At 73.1% G+C, this 15905-nt stretch carries 17 protein-coding genes and 1 pseudogene; 5 read left to right on the top strand and 13 right to left on the bottom strand.

Annotated elements, in window-relative coordinates:
- Positions 1-37: 37 nt before the first annotated feature.
- From rpsS to ACGF5T_RS00765, 9 genes are all read right to left on the bottom strand, one after another.
- Positions 38-319: a 30S ribosomal protein S19 gene (gene rpsS, locus ACGF5T_RS00805; protein ID WP_003974263.1), complete on the bottom strand. Its 282-nt coding sequence runs from the start codon at positions 317-319 to the stop codon at positions 38-40.
- Positions 320-331: 12 nt separating this feature from the next.
- On the bottom strand, positions 332-1168 hold the full coding sequence (rplB, locus tag ACGF5T_RS00800; protein WP_053135624.1) for a 50S ribosomal protein L2: 837 nt from the start codon (positions 1166-1168) through the stop codon (positions 332-334).
- Positions 1169-1208: 40 nt separating this feature from the next.
- Positions 1209-1628, bottom strand: a complete 420-nt coding sequence (gene rplW / locus ACGF5T_RS00795; protein ID WP_007443985.1) for a 50S ribosomal protein L23 — start codon at positions 1626-1628, stop codon at positions 1209-1211.
- Positions 1628-2284 carry a 50S ribosomal protein L4 gene (gene rplD, locus ACGF5T_RS00790; RefSeq protein WP_356601748.1) on the bottom strand — a complete coding sequence of 219 codons (657 nt, stop codon included), beginning with the start codon at positions 2282-2284 and terminating at the stop codon, positions 1628-1630. The genes rplW and rplD overlap by 1 nt, the downstream gene beginning before the upstream one ends.
- Before the next feature lie 8 nt (positions 2285-2292).
- Complete coding sequence (rplC, locus tag ACGF5T_RS00785) at positions 2293-2937, bottom strand: 50S ribosomal protein L3 (RefSeq protein ID WP_053135618.1); 645 nt, start codon at positions 2935-2937, stop codon at positions 2293-2295.
- A 16-nt stretch (positions 2938-2953) separates the two neighbouring features.
- A complete protein-coding gene (gene rpsJ, locus ACGF5T_RS00780) occupies positions 2954-3262 on the bottom strand; it encodes a 30S ribosomal protein S10 (RefSeq protein ID WP_003948644.1) in 309 nt (102 codons plus the stop codon).
- Positions 3263-3778: 516 nt separating this feature from the next.
- Positions 3779-5137: an NADP-specific glutamate dehydrogenase gene (gdhA, locus tag ACGF5T_RS00775; protein ID WP_366767183.1), complete on the bottom strand. Its 1359-nt coding sequence runs from the start codon at positions 5135-5137 to the stop codon at positions 3779-3781.
- A gap of 262 nt (positions 5138-5399) precedes the next feature.
- A complete protein-coding gene (locus ACGF5T_RS00770) occupies positions 5400-5642 on the bottom strand; it encodes a 4-oxalocrotonate tautomerase family protein (RefSeq protein ID WP_366767182.1) in 243 nt (80 codons plus the stop codon).
- Positions 5642-6451 (bottom strand): SDR family oxidoreductase, encoded by an 810-nt coding sequence (locus tag ACGF5T_RS00765; RefSeq protein ID WP_356601742.1) that lies wholly within the window; start codon positions 6449-6451, stop codon positions 5642-5644. The genes ACGF5T_RS00770 and ACGF5T_RS00765 overlap by 1 nt, the downstream gene beginning before the upstream one ends.
- Positions 6452-6528: 77 nt before the next feature.
- Between ACGF5T_RS00765 and ACGF5T_RS00760 the strand changes: the two genes are divergently transcribed.
- Positions 6529-7431 (top strand): helix-turn-helix transcriptional regulator, encoded by a 903-nt coding sequence (locus tag ACGF5T_RS00760; protein ID WP_366767181.1) that lies wholly within the window; start codon positions 6529-6531, stop codon positions 7429-7431.
- On the opposite strand, the gene ACGF5T_RS00755 is transcribed toward ACGF5T_RS00760, so the two are convergent.
- Both ACGF5T_RS00755 and ACGF5T_RS00750 read right to left on the bottom strand, forming a co-directional pair.
- Entirely contained in the window at positions 7382-7594 is a 213-nt protein-coding gene (locus ACGF5T_RS00755) for a DUF397 domain-containing protein (RefSeq protein WP_361012799.1), read from the bottom strand. The two genes, ACGF5T_RS00760 and ACGF5T_RS00755, sit on opposite strands and share 50 nt — an antisense overlap.
- Before the next feature lie 32 nt (positions 7595-7626).
- A pseudogene (locus ACGF5T_RS00750) lies at positions 7627-7722 on the bottom strand (transcriptional regulator); the annotation flags it as partial.
- Positions 7723-7829: 107 nt separating this feature from the next.
- Between ACGF5T_RS00750 and ACGF5T_RS00745 the strand changes: the two are divergent.
- Positions 7830-8777 carry a LysR family transcriptional regulator gene (locus ACGF5T_RS00745; RefSeq protein ID WP_361012802.1) on the top strand — a complete coding sequence of 316 codons (948 nt, stop codon included), beginning with the start codon at positions 7830-7832 and terminating at the stop codon, positions 8775-8777.
- A 112-nt stretch (positions 8778-8889) separates the two neighbouring features.
- Complete coding sequence (locus ACGF5T_RS00740; RefSeq protein WP_361012805.1) at positions 8890-10257, top strand: carbohydrate-binding protein; 1368 nt, start codon at positions 8890-8892, stop codon at positions 10255-10257.
- A gap of 146 nt (positions 10258-10403) precedes the next feature.
- Here ACGF5T_RS00740 and ACGF5T_RS00735 read toward each other — a convergent pair whose 3' ends face one another.
- The gene (locus ACGF5T_RS00735) at positions 10404-11036 is read right to left on the bottom strand and encodes a response regulator transcription factor (RefSeq protein WP_366767234.1); all 633 of its coding nucleotides are present in this window, start codon (positions 11034-11036) and stop codon (positions 10404-10406) included.
- Positions 11036-12334 (bottom strand): sensor domain-containing protein, encoded by a 1299-nt coding sequence (locus ACGF5T_RS00730; protein WP_366767180.1) that lies wholly within the window; start codon positions 12332-12334, stop codon positions 11036-11038. Before ACGF5T_RS00730 ends, ACGF5T_RS00735 begins: the two co-directional genes overlap by 1 nt.
- A gap of 164 nt (positions 12335-12498) precedes the next feature.
- Here ACGF5T_RS00730 and ACGF5T_RS00725 point away from each other — a divergent pair, with 164 nt between their 5' ends.
- Together ACGF5T_RS00725 and ACGF5T_RS00720 are read left to right on the top strand one after the other, a co-directional pair.
- Positions 12499-13320 carry an ABC transporter ATP-binding protein gene (locus ACGF5T_RS00725; RefSeq protein WP_392886437.1) on the top strand — a complete coding sequence of 274 codons (822 nt, stop codon included), beginning with the start codon at positions 12499-12501 and terminating at the stop codon, positions 13318-13320.
- 115 nt (positions 13321-13435) lie between these two features.
- Entirely contained in the window at positions 13436-15895 is a 2460-nt protein-coding gene (locus tag ACGF5T_RS00720; RefSeq protein WP_366767179.1) for an ABC transporter permease, read from the top strand.
- The last annotated feature ends 10 nt before the right edge of the window (positions 15896-15905 follow it).

Genomic DNA, 15905 nt, shown 5'->3' with positions numbered 1-15905 from the left:
CCTTCAGTGTTTGTCATGATCTTTCACACCCCGCTGACTAGCGGCGCTTCGACTTCCGGTCGTCCTTGACGTGACCCCGGAAGGTGCGCGTCGGCGAGAACTCGCCGAGCTTGTGGCCGACCATGGACTCGGTGACAAACACCGGGATGTGGGTCTTGCCGTTGTGCACCGCGATCGTGTGGCCGAGCATCGCCGGGACGATCATCGAGCGACGGGACCAGGTCTTGATGACGTTCTTGGTACCGGCTTCGTTCTGCGTGTCCACCTTCTTGATCAGGTGGTCGTCGACGAAGGGTCCCTTCTTCAAGCTACGAGGCATCTCAACCCGTCCTTAGCGCTTCTTGTTCGTCTTGCGGCGGCGGACGATGTACTTGTTCGACGCCTTCTTGGGCGAACGAGTACGGCCTTCCTTCTTGCCCCAGGGGGACACCGGGTGGCGACCACCCGAGGTACGGCCTTCGCCACCACCGTGCGGGTGGTCCACCGGGTTCATGACCACACCACGCACGGTCGGGCGAACGCCCAGCCAGCGCTTACGGCCCGCCTTGCCCCAGTTGATGTTGCTCTGCTCGGCGTTGCCGACCTCGCCGACGGTGGCGCGGCAGCGCACGTCGACCAGGCGGATCTCTCCGGACGGCATGCGCAGGTGGGCCATCGAGCCCTCCTTCGCGAGCAGCTGCACGGAGGCACCGGCGGAACGGGCGAACTTGGCGCCGCCACCGGGTCGGAGCTCGATCGCGTGGATCGTGGTACCGACCGGGATGTTGCGGAGCGCCAGGTTGTTGCCCGGCTTGATGTCGGCCCCGGGACCGTTCTCGACGCGGTCACCCTGCTGCAGGTTGCGCGGGGCGAGGATGTAGCGCTTCTCGCCGTCCGCGTAGTGCAGCAGCGCGATGCGCGCGGTGCGGTTGGGGTCGTACTCGATGTGCGCGACCTTCGCCGGCACGCCGTCCTTGTCGTGGCGACGGAAGTCGATCACGCGGTAGGCGCGCTTGTGGCCACCGCCCTGGTGGCGGACGGTCACACGACCGGAGTTGTTACGGCCACCCTTGCTGTGCAGGGGGCGGACCAACGACTTCTCCGGCGTGGACCGCGTGACCTCGACGAAGTCGGCGACGCTGGAGCCACGACGGCCCGGCGTAGTCGGCTTGTACTTGCGGATTCCCATTTCTCAGTCCTCGTCCGATTCCGGACGATCCGGACCTCCGTCAGGAGGTCGGACCGCCGAAGATGTCGATACGGTCGCCCTCGGCAAGGGTCACGATCGCGCGCTTGCTGTCGGCACGCTTGCCGAAGCCCGTGCGGGTCCGCTTGCGCTTGCCCTGGCGGTTGATCGTGTTGACCCCGGTGACCTTGACCGAGAAGACCGCCTGGACGGCTTCCTTGATCTGGGTCTTGTTGGAGCCCGGCGCGACGATGAACGTGTACTTGTTCTCGTCGAGGAGCGCGTAGCTCTTCTCGGACACGACCGGCTTCAGCAGCACGTCACGGGGGTCCGTGAACGCCTTGCTGGCCGGGGTGACGACGGTGTTCTTGCCCTCGGCCTCGTGGCGACGCGCCTTGGCGACGCGCGCGGCCTTGGCGGCCTTGGCCGCCTTGGAGGCGATGCTCGGGTGACGCGTAGCCATCAGGCCTCGCTCCCTTCGGTGTCAGCAGCCTTGGGGCCGGACACGAAGGACTCGAAAGCGGCCTGGGTGAAGACCACGTCGTCCGAGACGAGAACGTCGTACGTGTTCAGCTGGCCCGGCTCCAGAATGTGGATCTGGGGCAGGTTGCGGGCGGACAGCCACGCGGCCTCGTCGGAGCGGTCGGCGACCAGGAGCAGGTTCTTGCGCTCCGAGATCTTGCCGAACAGCGTCCGGGCGGCCTTCGTCGACGGGCTGTCGCCCTCGATGACGCCGGAGACGACGTGGATGCGGTTGTGGCGGGCCCGGTCGGTGAGGGCGTGGCGCAGGGCCGCGGCCTTCATCTTCTTCGGGGTCCGCTGCGAGTAGTCACGCGGCTGCGGGCCGTGGACGACGCCACCGCCGGCGAACTGCGGCGCACGGGTCGAACCCTGGCGGGCGCGGCCGGTGCCCTTCTGGCGGTACGGCTTCTTGCCGCCACCGCGGACCTCGCCGCGACGCTTGGTCTTGTGCGTGCCCTGGCGGGCAGCGGCGTTCTGCGCGACGACGACCTGGTGGATCAGCGGGATGCTGATCTTCTCCACGCCGAAGATCTCCGCGGGGAGCTCGACGCTACCGGTCTTCTCGCCGGCAGGCGAAAGGATGTCAACAGTGCTCATCGGTTACCTCAGGCCCCCTTGGCCGCAGTGCGGACCAGGACGAGGCCGCCGTTCGGACCAGGAACCGCGCCCTTGATGAGGAGCAGGCCCTTCTCCGCGTCAACGGCGTGAACGGTCAGGTTCTGGGTGGTGACCCGCTCGTTGCCCATGCGACCCGCCATGCGCATGCCCTTGAAGACACGGCCGGGGGTGGCACAGCCACCGATGGATCCGGGCATGCGGTGCACACGGTGGGCACCGTGCGACGCCTTGCCACCCTTGAAGTTGTGGCGCTTCATGACGCCGGCGAAGCCCTTGCCCTTGCTCTTCGCGGTGACGTCGACCTTCACGCCGGACTCGAAGGTCTCAGCGGTGATCTCCTGGCCGAGGGTGTACTCGCTGGCACCAGCGGTACGGATCTCGACGAGGTGACGACGGGGGGTGACGTCGGCCTTGGCGAAGTGGCCCTTGAGGGGCTTGTTCACCTTGCGCGGGTCGATCTCGCCGAAGGCGATCTGGACCGACTCGTAGCCGTCGACGTCGTTCGTGCGGACCTGGGTGACGACGTTGGGGCCGGCCTTGACGACGGTGACCGGAACAACACGGTTGTTCTCGTCCCACACCTGCGTCATGCCGAGCTTCTCGCCCAGGATGCCCTTGATCTGCTTGGTCATCTTCAGATCACCGCCCTCAGAGCTTGATCTCGATGTCGACACCGGCCGGGAGGTCGAGTCGCATCAGAGAGTCAACGGTCTTGGGGGTCGGGTCGAGGATGTCGATCAGGCGCTTGTGCGTGCGCATCTCGAAGTGCTCGCGCGAGTCCTTGTACTTGTGCGGCGACTTGATGACGCAGTACACGTTCTTCTCAGTGGGCAGCGGCACCGGGCCCGCGACCGACGCACCAGTGCGAGTCACCGTCTCGACGATCTTCTTCGCCGAAGAGTCGATGACCTCGTGGTCGTAGGCCTTGAGCCGGATGCGGATCTTCTGTCCCGCCATGGCTACTCAGTAGTCCTGTCTCTCGTAACGCTCTGGACCCGGTGGCCCCTGGTACTCCCTCACCCTCCGACCCACGCGGTCGGGCGTGTCGCACTCTCGCTGACACAGATGTCCCTTGTTCGAACATCCCTGCTCTGGGAGGTGCGGGCCCTTCCGGAACCGCGGACCGGGGGCGAGAGGCCCACCGGGTGCCTGGCCGGTACCCCGCTGACACTTCCCGGAAGATTCCCGTACGTCCGCCCCTACACCTCTCGATGTAATGCGTGGGGCGACGAGTACTGTGGGACTCGCTTCCGGTCCCCCCGGCGGGAGGCGCGCAGCATCGGCACTCGACCGAGCAACTCGACCAGTCTGCCATACGGGGCACCGCGCTGGCCAATCGAAGCGGATGACTGTACCCCACGTCACCGAAGGCCACACCTGCCACGCCTCAGGACGCTCCGGCCCCGGGGCTTTGGCCCCTTTCCTCCCGGGGCGCCGGTCCGCACTCCGGGAGGGTGGGCGTGCCCCCGCGGCTCAGATGACCCCCTGCGCCAGCATCGCGTCCGCGACGCGCTCGAAGCCCGCGATGTTCGCACCCGTGACGTAGTCGCCGGGGGCGCCGTAGCGGGCGGCGGTTTCGTGGCAGGTGGTGTGGATGTTGTTCATGATGGCGGTCAGTTCCTCCTCCACCCGCTCCGCGGTCCAGGACGTACGCGCGTGGTTCTGGGCCATCTCCAGGGCGCTGACGGCGACGCCGCCCGCGTTGGCCGCCTTGCCGGGGCCGAAGGCGACGCCGGAGCGCTGGAGGAGGTGGACGGCCCCGGGGGTGGCCGGCATGTTCGCGCCCTCCGAGACGGCCTTCACGCCGTTGCGCACGAGCGTCGCGGCGTCGGTCTCGTCCAGCTCGTTCTGCGTGGCCGACGGGAGGGCGATGTCGGCGGGGACCTCCCAGACCCGTCCGCCGGGCACGAAGCGGGCGGAGGAGCCCCGGCGCTCGGCGTAGGTGTCGACGCGGCCGCGCTCGACCTCCTTGATCTGCTTGAGCAGGTCGAGGTCGATGCCCTTCTCGTCGACGACGTACCCGGAGGAGTCCGAGCAGGTCACGGCGTTCGCGCCGAGGGCGGCCAGCTTCTCGATCGTGTAGATCGCCACGTTCCCGGAGCCGGAGACGACGGCCGTCTGGCCCTCCAGGTCCTCGCCGCGCTCGCGCAGCATGGCCGCCGCGAAGAGGACGTTGCCGTAGCCGGTGGCCTCCGGGCGGATCAGCGAGCCGCCCCAGCCCGCGCCCTTGCCGGTGAGAACGCCGGCCTCCCAGCGGTTGGTGATCCGGCGGTACTGGCCGAACAGGTAGCCGATCTCGCGGCCGCCGACGCCGATGTCACCGGCCGGGACGTCCGTGTGCTCGCCGATGTGCCGGTACAGCTCCGTCATGAACGACTGGCAGAACCGCATGACCTCCGCGTCACTGCGCCCGTGCGGGTCGAAGTCGCTGCCGCCCTTGCCGCCGCCGATGCCGAGTCCGGTCAGCGCGTTCTTGAAGATCTGCTCGAAGCCCAGGAACTTGATGACGCCCAGGTTGACCGAGGGGTGGAAGCGCAGACCGCCCTTGTACGGGCCCAGCGCGCTGTTGAACTCGACGCGGAAGCCGCGGTTGACGTGGACGCGGCCCCGGTCGTCCTGCCACGGCACCCGGAAGATCACCTGCCGCTCGGGCTCGACCAGCCGCTCGACGAGGCCCGGCTCCGCGTACTCGGGGCGGGCCGCGAGCACCGGCGCGAGCGTCTCCAGCACCTCGTGGGCGGCCTGGAGGAACTCGGGCTGGGCGGGGTTGCGGTGTTCGATCTCGGTGAGGAGGTGGTCGAGCGTGTTCGTCGATGCGGATCGCGTCGTCACGGAAGCCCTTTCTGGCACGGCGGACACCGGGGCCGGGCGGCAACGCCGGGGTCGGCGTTCCGGTCCCGTCCGGTGAGGGGCGCTCGGCGCCGTTGCCGCGCGCAGGGACACGTAAGTGTTACGCGCATGTAAACACCCTGGCCAGGGTGGCGTCTCGGGCGCGACCACTATGTGAGACGCGTACCTCACATATCGGCTTCTCGGGATCATAAGGGGTGAAGGGAGCCCGACGTGCTCGGCCCCACCGCCTCCCGCACCCGGGTCACGCCCCGCCCCCGCCCCCGTCCCCGTCCCCGCTCCCGTCCCCGTTGAGCATCTCGGCGGTGAGGACGTTCCCGGCGACGCCCCAGCCGCCGTCGGCGACCTCGTCGACGAGGACGACGGTGGTGGGGCGGGCCCGTTCGCCGTAGATCTCCGCGTACAGGTCGGTGGTGCGTTCGACGATCTTCCGCTTGTCCTCGGCAGTGACGGTGCCCGCGGGGACCTTGAAGTGGGCGAAGGGCATCAGACCAGGCCCCCGTTGGCCCGCAGGACCTGTCCGTTCACCCAGTGGCCGGCGGGGCTGCCGAGGAAGGCGACCACGGCGGCGATGTCCTCCGGGGTGCCCAGCCGCTCCAGGGGCGGGGTCTTGGCGAGCTGCTCGATCTGCTCGGGGGTCTTGCCGGTGAGGAACAGGTCCGTGGCCGTGGGACCGGGGGCCACGGCGTTCACCGTCACGTCCCGGCCGCGCAGCTCGCGCGCCATGATCAGGACCATGGCCTCCACGGCGCCCTTGCTCGCCGTGTACGCCCCGTAGGTCGGGAACTGTGCGCCGACCACGGAGGTCGAGAAGCCCACGAAGGAACCGCCCGCCCGCAGCCGCCGGGCCGCCTGCTGGGCGACGACGAAGGCGCCGCGGATGTTGGTGCGGTGCATGGCGTCCAGGGCCGCCAGGTCGAGGTCGGCGATGGTCGACAGGGTCATCCGCCCCGCCGAGTTCACCACCACGTCGACACCGCCGTACTCGTCCTCCGCCCGGTCGAACAGGGCCGCGACCTCCTTCTCCTCCGCCACGTCGGCCCGGACGGCGATCGCCCGCCCGCCTGCCTCGGTGATCGCCGTCACCGTCTCGTCGGCGGAGCCCGCGTCGCGGGCGTAGTTCACGACGACCGCGAGGCCGTCCTGGGCGAGCCGGAGCGAGACCGCCCGTCCGATGCCGCGTGATCCGCCGGTGACGACGGCGACCCGGGAGCCCGACGGCGGCGGTTCCGGGGTGTGCTGCTGCGTGTTCGGGGTGGTGCTCGGGGTCGTGTTCGGTGGCGTGTTCGGAGTCATGCCTCCACGATGCGCGGCGCGCGGCGGCGGAGCCAGGGGACGCCATCCCCTGGGTCACGGTCCCGGCCCGGCGCAGAATGGACGGCATGAGCGCTGTGAAGTACGCCGAGCTGGGAGCGTTCCTGCGGTCGCGTCGGGAGCGCATCCGGCCGGCCGACGTCGGGTTCCCGGCCGGACCGCGGCGCCGGGTGCCGGGGCTGCGGCGCGAGGAGGTCGCCCAGCTCGCCGGGGCGTCGGTGGACTACTACAACGAGCTGGAGCGCGGCGCCGGGTCCCAGCCGTCCGAGCAGATGGTCGCCGCGCCGGCGAGGGCACTGCGGCTCTCCGCCGACGAGCGCGACTACCTCTACCGGCTCGCCGACCGCCCGGTGCCCGTGCAGGGCGGCGCCGCCTCGCACGTGCATCCCGGCATGCTCGACCTGCTCGGCCGCATGCCCTCGACCCCCGCCCAGGTGATCACCGACCTGCACGTCACTCTGGTGCAGAATCCGCTGGCCGTGGCACTGGTCGGGGACCAGTCCGGTCTGACGGGACCCAGGGCCAGCTTCGTGCACCGGTGGTTCACCGAGCCCGAGGCGCGGCGCCTGCATCCCGAGGCCGACCACGAGGGCCAGTCCCGCGCCTTCGTCGCCGACCTGCGGGCCGCGGCGGCGAGGAGGGACGCGAAGGATCCGGAGGTCACCTCCATGATCCGTACGCTGCTCGGCGTCTCCCCCGAGTTCGCCGCGCTGTGGGCCGACCACGACGTGGCCTTCCGACGGGACGACCGGAAACGGATCGTGCACCCCACGCTCGGCGTCATCGAGGTCAACTGCCTCAACCTGTTCAGCGAGGACGGGCGCCAGCGGCTGCTGTGGTTCACCCCGGCCGTGGGGACGGAGAGCGCGGGGCTGCTGGAGCTGCTGGCGGTGGTGGGGACGCAGGAGGTCGTCAGCCCTGCGAGGCGTACGGGAGGAAGTGCGTCCAGGCGCTCGGGGTGAGGGCGAGGCGGGGGCCGGCGTCGTCGTGCTCGGAGTCGCGGACGTGGACGGTGGCGGGGGTGGTCGCGATCTCGACGCAGGACTCGCCGTCGTTTCCGCCGCTGTGAGTGCTCTGGAACCACGCCGGCTCGGAGGCGTCCCCGGCAGTGGTCTTGCGGATCATGTTTCTCCCGGCAGTCGCTCGATGAAAGCCGGCCCGACCGCCGTGCCGTCCGGGAACTTCAGCAGCTCGACCCGGCCGTCCAGGCCGGAGTGGGTGTCACAGCTCGTCGGCACGACCTGAAGCACGACCGCGGGCACGGCCCTCACCTGCGTTCCCGCGCTCCGGTCGGCAGCGCACCGTCACAGGTCCGGACCAACCCCTTGCCCCCGCCCCTCCCCCGACGCAAGCTCCCCTTATGGAGCTGGAGTTGCGGCATCTCAGGACGGTCCGGGCCATCGCCGACGCCGGCAGCCTCACCAGGGCGGCGACGGCGCTCGGTCTCGCGCAGCCCGCGCTGAGCGCTCAGCTCAAGCGGATCGAACGGGCGCTGGGCGGCGCGCTGTTCGTGCGCGGCCGGCACGGCGTGCGGGCCACCGCGCTGGGCGAGCTGGTGCTGGAGCGCAGCCGGATCGTGCTGCCCGCGGTGACCGAGTTGCAGCAGGAGGCGGCGCGGTTCGCGCGGGCGCCCCGTACCGCGCGGCACCTGCGGCTGGGCGGCACGCACGGGCCCCTGCTGGGCGCCCTGGTGGACCGGCTCGCGGACGTGGCGCCGGACACCCGCATGACGACCTGCACCTCCTGGTCGGAACGGGCGCTGGCCGAACAACTGGCCGAGGGGCGGCTGGACTTCGCCCTGGCCGGGACCTGCGGCTCCGCCTCCCCGCCCGGCGCCGAGGGGCTGGTCTGGCGGGAGGTCGCCGTCGACCCGGTCTTCGTCATGGTGCCCGAGGGACATGCGCTCGCCCACCGGCCCGAGGTCGGCCTGACCGAGCTGGCGGGCGAGGAGTGGGCCTGCGTGCCCGGCGACGGCTGCTTCGGTGACTGCTTCACCGCGTCCTGCACCCGCGCCGGGTTCACCCCGCGCCGCATGTACGAGACGGACACCGCGTCCCTCGTGCACCTGGTGCAGGTGGGGCGGGCGGTGGGCCTGTGCCGGGCGACCTTCCCGACCACGCCCGGCATCGTCACCCGTCCGCTCACCGGCACTCCGCTGGCCTGGCGGCACCTGCTCGGCTGGCATGCGGTGGCGCAGCGGCAGGACATCGCCGCCACCGTGCTGGCGCAGGCGCGCATGGCCCACGCGGGCGTGGCGGCGGGCAGCGACAGCTACACGCAGTGGATGGCGGCGAACCGGGTGCCCTGACCCGCAGACGCCTTCCATAACACCGTAGGGAGGGTCGACCGACGGCTTATGGCCGCCGGTCGGCCCTCCCTACGGTTTCGGGACCTCCCCACCGAGACCGAGGAGATCCCCCATGCCCCACCGACACACCAGAGCCGTGGGCGCCGCCGTCGCCGCGACGGCCGCCCTGCTCGTGGCCGGGCTCAGCGGCTCCGCGAGCGCCGGGACGGCCCCCGCCGACGCGGCGCCCACCGCGGCCGAGTCCCTGCGCACCGACACCGCACCGCCCGCGCTGCTCCGGGCCATGGAACGCGACCTCGGCCTCGACCGGCGGCAGGCGGTGCTCCGGCTCGCCAACGAGGCGGACGCGGGCGCCACCGCGGGACGGCTCCGGGCCGCGCTCGGCGCCGACTTCGCGGGCGCGTGGGTGCGCGGCGCCGAGTCCGGCACGCTGACCGTGGCGACCACGGACGCGGGCGACGTGGCGGCGATCGAGGCCGAGGGCGCGGTGGCGGAGGTCGTACGGCACTCGCTCGCCGACCTGGACGCGGCCAAGGCCCGTGTCGACCGTGCCGTCGCCGCCCGGGACAGCGCCGCCGCGCCCGTGCGGTACGTCGACGTACGCGCCAACACGGTCACCGTGCGGGCCCCGCACCCCGCCGCGGCCCGCGCCCTGCTCGACGCGGCCGGGGTCGACGCCGGGCCCGTCCGCGTCGAGAAGTCGGCCGAGCGGCCCCGCCCGCTGTACGACCTGCGCGGCGGCGAGGCGTACTACATCAACAACAGCGGACGCTGCTCGATCGGCTTCCCGGTCACCAAGGGCACCCAGCAGGGCTACGCCACCGCGGGTCACTGCGGACGGGCGGGCGCGAGCACCAGCGGCGCCAACCGGGTGGCCCAGGGCACCTTCCAGGGCTCGGTCTTCCCGGGCCGCGACATGGCGTGGGTGGCCACCAACTCCCAGTGGACGGCCACCCCGTACGTCAGCGGCGCGGGCGGGCAGAACGTGCAGGTCGCCGGGTCGACCCAGGCCCCGGTCGGCGCGTCCGTGTGCCGCTCCGGCTCCACCACCGGCTGGCACTGCGGCACCGTCCAGCAGCACAACACCAGCGTCACCTACCCGGAGGGCACCATCACGGGCGTCACCCGCACCACGGTGTGCGCCGAGCCCGGCGACTCGGGCGGCTCCTACATCTCCGGCAGCCAGGCGCAGGGCGTCACCTCGGGCGGCTCGGGCGACTGCCGCAGCGGCGGGACGACGTACTTCCAGCCGATCAACCCGCTGCTCCAGAACTACGGCCTCACCCTGAAGACGACCGGTGGCGGCGGCGAGGACCCGGGCGAGCCCGAGGAGCCCGGCGGCACCTGGGCGGCCGGCACCGTCTACCAGCCGGGCGACACGGTGACGTACGGCGGCGCCACCTACCGCTGCCTCCAGGGCCACCAGGCCCAGCGGGGCTGGGAGCCGTCGAACGTACCGGCGCTGTGGCAGCGGGTGTGAGCGGCTGAGGAACCCACGGGGGACGGTCCCCGGGCGACGACCCGGGGATGTCGGGGACGGGCCCGGGTGCGCAGTGGGAGAGCGCCCGGGCCCGGTCGCGTCCGTCCTGCGCCTCGGGCGCGGGGCGGCGGCGCGCGCCCACCGGTTCAGCCCCGCAGGAACGCCAGCACCGCCAGCACCCTGCGGTGCGTCCCGTCCGCCGGGGGCAGGTCGAGCTTGGTGAGGATGCTGCCGACGTGCTTGCCGACGGCCGCCTCGGAGACGACGAGTTCGCGGGCGATGGCCCCGTTGGACCTGCCCTCGGCGATCAGGGCCAGCACCTCCCGCTCGCGCGGGCTGAGCCGCTCCAGAGGGTCCCGGCGGCGGCGCAGCAACTGGCGGACCACCTCGGGATCGACGACCGTGCCGCCGGCCGCGACCTCGGTCAGCGCGTCGACGAACTCCTCGACCTGGCCGACGCGGTCCTTCAGCAGGTAGCCCACGCCCGTGCCGTCGCCGGAGTCGAGCAGTTCGGCGGCGTAGGCCCGTTGCACGTACTGGCTCAGGACGAGGACGGGCAGGGTGGGGCGCTTCTCGCGCAGCCGCACCGCCGCGTGCAGGCCCTCGTCCTGGAAGGCGGGCGGCATCCGGACGTCCGTCACGACGATGTCCGGGGTGTGCTCCTCCACCGCCGCGACGAGTGCCTCCGCGTCGCCGACGGCCGCCACCACCTCGTGCCCACAGCGGCCGAGCAGGCCGACCAGGCCGTCCCGCAGCAGCACGCTGTCCTCGGCCAGCACTACGCGAAGCGTTCGGTCCACTCGCACGGGATCTCCACACGCAACAGGGTCGGTCCGCCCGGCGGACTGGACAGGGCGAGTCTGCCATCCAGTACGGACACCCGGTCGGCGAGCCCGGTCAGTCCGCTGCCCGCCCCGGCCTCCGCGCCGCCCCGGCCGTCGTCGCGGACCGCCAGGAACAGCCGTCCGTCGCGGTGCCCGCCGGTCACCTCCGCCCGATCGGCACCACTGTGCCGGGCGACGTTGGCGAGGGCCTCGCAGACCACGAAGTAGGCGGCGGCCTCCACGGCCTGGGGCAGCCGGCCGGGCAGTTCCAGGCGCACGTCCACGGGGACGGCGGACCGGTCGGCCGCGTCCTCGACGGCCGCCGCCAGACCGTAGTCGGCGAGCACCTTGGGGTGGATGCCGTGGATCAGCTCCCGCAGTTCCCCGAGCGCCTTCCCCGCCTCCCCGTGGGCCTTGGCCAGCTGGTCGGCGAGCGGGCCGGGCGGCGCGTCCAGGCGGGCCAGACCGAGGGCCATCGTCAGGGCGACCAGGCGCTGCTGGGCGCCGTCGTGCAGGTCGCGCTCGATCCGGCGGCGCTCGGCCTCGAAGGCGTCCACCAACCGCACGCGGGAGCGGGTCAGTTCGACGACCCGGTCGTCCGGGTCACCGCCGCGCGGGGTGCCCACGAGGACGCGGGCCAGCTCGGCCCGCGCGCCCGCCGCGAGCCCCAGCGCGTAGGCCCCGGCGGCGAGGAGCAGCAGCCCGAGCAGCGCCACGCCGAACGCGGTCGGCCAGGTGGTCACCGTCCACTGCTTGAGGACCTTCGCCTCCTCGCCGTCGCCCACGGTGGCCATCAGCAGCGGCGTGGCGACCGTGGAGAGCGGCAGGACCAGGGCGGCGGCGAGGACGAGGGCGTCCACCGGCCAGAGCAGGAAGGCGAACAGCAGCGCGTACCCGAGCTCCCGCCAGGTCGCCGGCTCCCGCAGCCGGGTGGTCAGCCAGGCCCACAGCCCCGCGGCGGCCGGCTGCCGGTGGCGGCCGGGTACGGGGTCGCGGTCGACGAGACGCAGACGGTGGCGCTCCAGGTGGGCGACGGGTATGCCCGCGAGGGCGATGAGGACCAGCAGCGGCAGACCCACCACGACGAGGGCGAGGACACCGCCGACGGCGACGGCGGTCACGGCCCCCACCAGGGTCACGGCACCGGCCACCGCCCCGGTCGCCAGGTAGGCGACCGCACGCCACGGCCAGGCCGACAGCAGGAAGCCGGGGCCCGGGCCGGACATGGCCTGCCACACGTTGCGAGGGTGCATGCGGATCACCGTAGGTCGCCCGCGCACGACCGGGCCATCGGTCCAGGGGGCGTCCTGGGGGTATGGCCGGCCCTACCCCCTTTCTCGCCCCTGCCGCACTGCGCCGGGGTGCTCGCGGACGGTTTCGTGGAGTCACCAGCCGAGAAGCCGACGATTGGGGACAGATGAACAGGAACACGGCCCGGGCGTTCGACGCGGGCCATGACCGTGCGGTCGGCGCGAACCCTGCCCGTGCGCTCGACGCGGTGGACGCGGTGGACGCGGTCCGGCTGTGCTCCGTGAGCAGACGGTACGGGTCGGGCGACAGCGGCGTCACGGCCCTCGACGAGGTCTCCCTCGCCTTCCCCCGGGGCACGTTCACCGCCGTGATGGGCCCCTCGGGCTCGGGCAAGTCGTCCCTCCTCCAGTGTGCCGCCGGTCTGGACCGGCCCACGTCGGGTGCGGTGGTCGTCGGCGGCACCGACCTGACCGGGCTGAGCGAGCGGCGGCTGACTCTGCTGCGCCGTGAGCGCATCGGGTTCGTGTTCCAGGCGTTCAACCTGCTGCCGTCGCTGACCGCCGCGCAGAACGTCGCGCTCCCCCTGCGCCTGGCCGGCCGCCGCCCCTCCCGGGCCCGGGTGCGCGAGGTCCTCGCCCGGGTCGGCCTCGCCGACCGGGCCCGGCACCGGCCCGCGGAGCTGTCCGGCGGCCAGCAGCAGCGCGTCGCGCTGGCCCGCGCGTTGATCACCCGCCCCGAGATCCTCTTCGGCGACGAGCCGACCGGTGCCCTGGACACACGGACCGGGCGTGAGGTGCTGGCGCTGCTGCGCGGCATGGTCGACGACGCGGGCCGGACGGTCGTCATGGTCACCCACGACCCGGTCGCGGCCTCCTACGCCGACCGCGTGGTCTTCCTGGTCGACGGCCGGGTCCACGGCGAGCTGACCGCGGCGGGCGCCGACGCCATCGCCACCCGCATGACCCGCCTGGAGGCCACCCCGTGCTGACCCCCGCCCCCCACACCCGCCGCCTCGGCCGCACGTCACCTCCCCGCGCCCCCCGCACCACCGCAACCGGCGCCCACCGCATCGCCCACCCCACCCCCCGGCCGGAGGCCACCCCGTGCTGACCGTGGCCCTGCGCACCCTGCGCTTCCGCTGGGCCGCCTTCACCGGCAGCTTCGTCGCGCTGTCGCTGGGCGTCGCCCTGCTCACCGTCATGGGACTGGTCCTGGCCTCCTCGTCGGACGCCCCCGACCGCGCCCCGGAACGGTTCGCCGCCGCGCCGGTCGTGGTCCGGGGCCAGGACACCCTGACGGTGTCCACGCCGATCGGCGACCGTACGGCGGCGCTCACGCAGCCCCGTGCCGTGCCGGCTCCGGCCGTGGCCCGGCTGGAGCGGCTCGGCACCGTCGTCGAGGACCGCTCCTTCCCGGTACGGGCCGACGGCGGGCCCCGCTCCCTGGTGGGCCACCCGTGGTCCACGGCCCCGTTCGCTCCGTACGCGATCGACGCGGGCCGCGCGCCCCGCACGGCCGACGAGGTCGTCGTCACCGGCGGCTGGGCGGCGCCGGGCGACCGCGTCCGGACCGACCGCGGCACCGTGCGGGTCGTGGGCACCGTCCCCGACCTCGGGTTCGAGGACGCCGTCTTCTTCACCGACCCGCGTGCCGCCCGGCTGTCCCCCGTCAGCCTCCAGCTCGTGGTGGACGCGGACCCGTCCGCCGTACGGGACGCGGTGCGGGGCAGCGCCGGTGTCCGGGTGCTCACCGGGGACGACCGCCGGTACGCCGACGCCGACCCCGGCCGGGACGGCGAGGCACTGACCGCGATGAACGCCCTGTTCGGCACGGCCGGCGGCGTCACCGCGTTCGTCTCGGTGTTCGTCGTGGCGTCCACGTTCGCCTTCACGGTCGCCCAGCGCCGGCGCGAGTTCGGGCTGCTGCGCACGGCGGGCGCGACGCCGGGCCAGATCCGGCGGACGGTGTTCGCCGAGGCCCTGCTGGTCGGCGTACCGGCCTCGGCCGCGGGGTGCGCACTCGGCGGGTACGGCGCGCCGCTGCTCGTCGCGTGGGTGGTCGACGCCGGCCTGGCGCCGGCCTGGTTCACCCTCGGCGACCACACCTGGCCGTTCCACATGGCCTTCTGGACGGGACTCCTCGTCGCCCTGTGCGGAGTGGTCGCGGCGTCCTGGCGGGCGGGCCGGACCGGCCCCACCGAGGCGCTGCGCGAGGCCGCCGTGGACGCCGGGGCGATGACCCGGGGCCGGTGGCTGTGCGGCCTCGCGCTGCTGCTGACGGCCCTGGTGACGCTCGGCATCGCCCTGGTGGACGACCCCGGCGACCTGCTGCACCGCAAGACGTACCTCGTCCGCCCGATGCTGCTGATCACCGCGGCGGCGCTGCTCGCGCCGGTCGTGGTGCGTCCGCTGGCCCGGCTCCTGGCATGGCTGCCCGCCCGCCTGCCGGGCGCCACGGGCATGCTGGTCCGCGAGAACGCGGCCGCCGGTGTGCGCCGCACGGCGGCCGTGGCGGCACCCGTACTGGTGACGGTCGCTCTCGCGGGCTCCCTGCTCGGCGCCACCGCGACGCTGAACGAGGCGAAGGCCACCGAGACGCGCGAGCGGACCGCCGCCGCCTTCGTGGTCACCGCGCCGGACGGCACGGGCTTCGACGAACGGACCGTGCGGCGGCTGCGCGCCGTGCCCGGGGTCACCGTCTCGCCGACCTCGTCGGGGGCGGTCCACGTCCTGGAGGAGGGCGTCGCGCTCGTCCGGTCCGAGGCGCGCGCCGTCGGGGGGCCCGCGGCCCTCGCCGCGACCACCCGGCTGCCGCTCGCCGCGGGGAACCCGGCCGACCTCGACGACGGCTCCCTCATCGTCAACGAGGAGTGGGAACGGCACTCCGTGGGCGAAAGCGTGCGGGTGTGGCTGGGGAACGGCACCGAGAAGACCCTGCGCATCGCCGCCGTGATGCACACCGGCACCGGCGGCAACGGCGTCTGGGTCACGCCCGCCAACGCCCCCGGCGCCCTCGTCGACCGGGTGGACGTGGCCCTGGCCGACGGCGCCGACAGCGGGGCGGTGGCCGCCGGGCTGCGCGAGGCGGTGCGCTCGGCCGGCGGGCGGGTGTACGACACGGACGAGTGGGTCGCGGCCACCTACCCGGAGACCAACCGCCCGACCCGGCTCGGTCTGCTGCTGGTCCTCGGCATCGCCCTGCTCTACACCGGCATCTCGCTGGTCAACACGATGGTGATGGCCACCTCCGACCGGGTCCGCGACCTGACGGCGCTGCGGCTGACCGGGGCCACGCGGGGACAGGTACTGCGCCTGGTGGGGGCCGAGTCGCTGGTGGTCGTCGCGGTCGGCGCGGTCCTCGGGCTGCTCGTCGCCGGGCTCAACCTGGCCGGGATGTGGGTGGCGCTGGGCCTGCTGGCGGTACGTCCCACGCCGGCGGTCCCGTGGACGGCCCTCGGCACGGCCGTCGGCGCCTGCGCGGTGCTCGCGGTGCTCGCCTCGGTCATCCCCTCGGCCCTGGCCCTGCGACGTACCGCGGTCCACCTCGCGGGCACCCGCCCGTGACCACCACGGC

The organism is Streptomyces sp. NPDC047853 (genome assembly GCF_043204535.1).
GTDB lineage: Bacteria > Actinomycetota > Actinomycetes > Streptomycetales > Streptomycetaceae > Streptomyces.
This window is presented reverse-complemented; position numbering and strand designations above follow the sequence as displayed.

Coding starts and splice junctions, on each gene's coding strand:
- ACGF5T_RS00730 (WP_366767180.1), bottom strand. CDS start 12,334: ATGCACCCTCGCAACGTGTGGCAGGCCATGTCCGGCCCGGGCCCCGGC.
- ACGF5T_RS00725 (WP_392886437.1), top strand. CDS start 12,499: ATGAACAGGAACACGGCCCGGGCGTTCGACGCGGGCCATGACCGTGCG.
- rpsJ (WP_003948644.1), bottom strand. CDS start 3,262: ATGGCGGGACAGAAGATCCGCATCCGGCTCAAGGCCTACGACCACGAG.
- ACGF5T_RS00755 (WP_361012799.1), bottom strand. CDS start 7,594: ATGATCCGCAAGACCACTGCCGGGGACGCCTCCGAGCCGGCGTGGTTC.
- ACGF5T_RS00760 (WP_366767181.1), top strand. CDS start 6,529: ATGGACGGCATGAGCGCTGTGAAGTACGCCGAGCTGGGAGCGTTCCTG.
- rplB (WP_053135624.1), bottom strand. CDS start 1,168: ATGGGAATCCGCAAGTACAAGCCGACTACGCCGGGCCGTCGTGGCTCC.
- ACGF5T_RS00765 (WP_356601742.1), bottom strand. CDS start 6,451: ATGACTCCGAACACGCCACCGAACACGACCCCGAGCACCACCCCGAAC.
- ACGF5T_RS00770 (WP_366767182.1), bottom strand. CDS start 5,642: ATGCCCTTCGCCCACTTCAAGGTCCCCGCGGGCACCGTCACTGCCGAG.
- rplC (WP_053135618.1), bottom strand. CDS start 2,937: ATGACCAAGCAGATCAAGGGCATCCTGGGCGAGAAGCTCGGCATGACG.
- rplD (WP_356601748.1), bottom strand. CDS start 2,284: ATGAGCACTGTTGACATCCTTTCGCCTGCCGGCGAGAAGACCGGTAGC.
- rplW (WP_007443985.1), bottom strand. CDS start 1,628: ATGGCTACGCGTCACCCGAGCATCGCCTCCAAGGCGGCCAAGGCCGCC.
- rpsS (WP_003974263.1), bottom strand. CDS start 319: ATGCCTCGTAGCTTGAAGAAGGGACCCTTCGTCGACGACCACCTGATC.
- ACGF5T_RS00745 (WP_361012802.1), top strand. CDS start 7,830: ATGGAGCTGGAGTTGCGGCATCTCAGGACGGTCCGGGCCATCGCCGAC.
- ACGF5T_RS00740 (WP_361012805.1), top strand. CDS start 8,890: ATGCCCCACCGACACACCAGAGCCGTGGGCGCCGCCGTCGCCGCGACG.